3 protein-coding genes are annotated in these 3,108 nt (G+C 69.1%); 2 read left to right on the plus strand and 1 reads right to left on the minus strand.

The window, feature by feature from the left end; translation table 11 throughout:
* Positions 1 to 47 precede the first annotated feature (47 nt).
* Positions 48 to 797 carry an SDR family oxidoreductase gene (locus K8V84_RS09795; RefSeq protein WP_304073327.1) on the minus strand — a complete coding sequence of 250 codons (750 nt, stop codon included), beginning with the start codon at positions 795 to 797 and terminating at the stop codon, positions 48 to 50.
* Between the two features lie 220 nt (positions 798 to 1,017).
* Here K8V84_RS09795 and K8V84_RS09800 point away from each other — a divergent pair, with 220 nt between their 5' ends.
* Positions 1,018 to 1,464: a type II toxin-antitoxin system PemK/MazF family toxin gene (locus K8V84_RS09800; RefSeq protein WP_304073330.1), complete on the plus strand. Its 447-nt coding sequence runs from the start codon at positions 1,018 to 1,020 to the stop codon at positions 1,462 to 1,464.
* Between the two features lie 159 nt (positions 1,465 to 1,623).
* Positions 1,624 to 2,907, plus strand: a complete 1,284-nt coding sequence (locus K8V84_RS09805) for a glutamate-5-semialdehyde dehydrogenase (protein WP_304073333.1) — start codon at positions 1,624 to 1,626, stop codon at positions 2,905 to 2,907.
* The last annotated feature ends 201 nt before the right edge of the window (positions 2,908 to 3,108 follow it).

Consider the following 3,108-nt stretch of genomic DNA (forward strand, 5'->3'; position numbering starts at 1 on the left):
ACGTCTCCGGGGGACGCGTTCGGTGGGCGGGGTGTCGTGGGCGTCGCTCAGGACAACCTCCTGACCACGGAAAGGGGCAGGCGCTTCATCAGGAAACCGATCGGCACCCATGGCCACGCGGGGACGTAGGCCTTGACCTTGCGCTTCTCGATGGCGGCCACCATGGAACGTACGCCCACCTCGGTCTCCACCATGAATCGGGTCTTTTGCCGAACGTGCTCGTTCATCTCCGAGCGGATGTAGCCCGGGTAGATCACCGACACGTCCAGACCGGGGACGCGCTCGGAGCGCAGACCCTCGGCGATGGCGGCCACACCCGCCTTGGTGGCGGCGTAGACGGTCATGGCCTTGCGCATGCCGCGCAGGGCCGACATCGAGGAGATCAACACCAGGTGGCCGCGGCCCTGCTCGCGGAAGATCTCCATCGCCGCCTCCGACTGGGCCAGGGCCCCCACGAAGTTGGTCATGGCGGTCTGTCGGTTGGCGTCGTAGCGGCCCTTGCCGAGCGCGGCGCCCTTGCCCAGTCCCGCGTTGACGATGACCCGGTCCACCGTGCCGAACTCGGCCGTGAACTCCCCGAAGACCCGGAAGACGGCCTCGTCGTCGGTGACGTCCAGGGCCTTGAGCACCACCCGGCGGTCGGGGTGGGCGGCCGAGATCTCGTGCTTGAGGGCGGCCATCTTCTCCGTGCGCCGGGCGCACAGGCCCAGGTCGTAGCCGAGGGAGGCGAACCGGCGTGCCATCTCCGCGCCCAGGCCCGCCGAGGCCCCGGTGATCAGGATCGTTCCCTTGCTCATGCGTGCTTCTCCGTGCTGCTCTTCGTAGTGGGCCCGTCCCGGTCGAGCCTTTGGGAGGTGTCGAGCTCCGGGGGCGGGCCGAGTCCATGGCGTTGACACTACGACCCGGACCGGTGGAACGACCGAGGCCGGTCACGGTATCCGTGCACCGCGTGCCCTGTCGGCGCCGGGTACCCCCGAGCGACCACGGTCGTCCCCGGACGCCTCTAAGATGCGGTGCGTGACCCAACAGACGACACAACACGGCGACTCCCACCCGCACGAGGGCGCCGTCCGCGAGATCCCGACCGGCCGCAACGCCACCAAGCTCGTCTACGCCCCGGAGAAGGACGGTCTCGCCGACGCCGGCGAGATCGTGTGGACCTGGGTGCCCTTCGAGGAGGACGCGAGCCAGGGCAAGGACCGGCCCATGTTGGTGGTCGGGCGCAAGGGCCGCCACCTGCACGGCCTGATGCTGTCCTCCCAACGGCCCGACGACCACGAGCGCCAGGACTGGCTGCCCATCGGCTCCGGCCCGTGGGACCGTGAGGAACGCGACTCCTACCTGCGGGTCGACCGCCTCTTCGAGTTCGACGAGGGCGACATCCGACGCGAGGCCGCCGTGATGAACGAGGACATCTTCTGGAAGGTCGCCGCCGTCCTGCGCGACCGCTACGGCTGGCGCTGACCCCTTCCGACCTCGGGAACGTCTCGGCCTGTGGACAACTCCCGCGGTGGTCGCCAGGGCGCTATACGCTGGGAGGAATCCCCCCGGCGGCGGTGCTCTTCGATGCCGCAGGCGCCACCGGCCGGGGCGGCCTCCCGAGCAAGGAAGCCAGAACCAGAGATGACAGTCAGCAGTGACATCGAGCGCGAGGTCCACGATGTGGCCCGACGCGGCAAGGACGCGGCCGTCGACCTCGCCACGCTCAGCCGGGCGACCAAGGACGCCGCCCTGAACGCGATCGCCGACGCCCTGGTCAAACGGGCCGACGAGATCACGGCCGCCAACGCCGAGGACGTCGAACACGCCCGCTCCGAGGGCACGAGCCCGGCCATGATCGACCGGCTCACCCTCACCCCACGGCGGATCGAGGCCATCGCCGACGCCGTGCGCGAGATCGTCGATCTGCCGGACCCGGTGGGCGAGTCGGTACGCGGGGGCGTGCTCCCCAACGGTCTGGACCTGCGGCAGATCCGAGTGCCACTGGGCGTCATCGGGATCATCTACGAGGGCAGACCCAACGTCACCGTCGACGCGGCCGCGCTGTGCCTGAAGAGTGGGAACGCCGCGCTGCTGCGGGGGTCGTCCTCGGCCTACAACTCCAACACCGCCATCGCGCGGGTGCTGCGGGACGCACTGGAGGGCACCGAGGTGCCGGTCGACGCGATCCAGCTCGTCCCCGGGCGCACCCGTGAGTCCTCGACCGCGCTGATGCGTGCGCGCGGCCTGGTCGACGTACTCATCCCACGCGGCGGTGGCTCGCTCATCCAGGCCGTGGTGCGCGACTCCACCGTTCCGGTGATCGAGACCGGTGAGGGTCTGTGCCACGTGTACGTGGACGCCGACGCCGACCTGGACAAGGCGGTGGCCATCGCCACCAACGCCAAGGCGCAGCGCTGCTCGGTGTGCAACTCCGCTGAGACGCTCCTGGTGCACGAGGCGGTCGCCGAGGCGTTCGTGCCACGGGTGCTGGAGTCCCTCGCCGCGGCCGGTGTGACCGTGCACGGCGACCCCCGGGTACTGGAGATCGCCGCGGCCCACCCGACCGAGGCCACCGTGGTCGAGGCGACGGAGGAGGACTGGGCGACCGAGTACCTGGACATGGACCTGGCCGTACGGGTGGTGCCCGACGTCGACGCGGCGTTGGCGCACATTCGTGAGTACTCCACCCAGCACACCGAGGCGATCATCACCGATTCGCTCGCCACCTCCCGGTACTTCGTGGCCCGGGTGGACTCGGCCGCGGTGATGGTGAACGCCTCCACCCGTTTCACCGACGGTGGCGAGTTCGGGTTCGGCGCGGAAATCGGTATTTCCACCCAGAAACTGCACTCCAGGGGTCCGATGGGTCTCACCGAAATGACATCGACCAAGTACGTGGTCACCGGTGACGGTCACCTGAAGTGATCACACGACGGGCGTCGTGGAACCGTGTGGAAGGGCCGTTCGGGGAAGGCGGATTCTAGGGATCGTCGCAACACGTGAGGTCAGTTGCTTGATTCGAGTAGCTTAGCCAGACGCTCGGCTGGGGTATCCCAGCCGAGCGTTTTGCGTGGGCGCCCGTTGAGCTGGACGGCCACCGCCTCCAGATGCTCACGGGTGTGCACC

The organism is Nocardiopsis listeri (assembly GCF_020741345.1).
Lineage (GTDB): Bacteria > Actinomycetota > Actinomycetes > Streptosporangiales > Streptosporangiaceae > Nocardiopsis > Nocardiopsis listeri_A.

Bases quoted from the DNA above. Each gene is read 5' to 3' on its own strand.
- K8V84_RS09795 (WP_304073327.1), bottom strand. From the start codon at position 797: ATGAGCAAGGGAACGATCCTGATCACCGGGGCCTCGGCGGGCCTGGGC.
- K8V84_RS09805 (WP_304073333.1), top strand. From the start codon at position 1,624: ATGACAGTCAGCAGTGACATCGAGCGCGAGGTCCACGATGTGGCCCGA.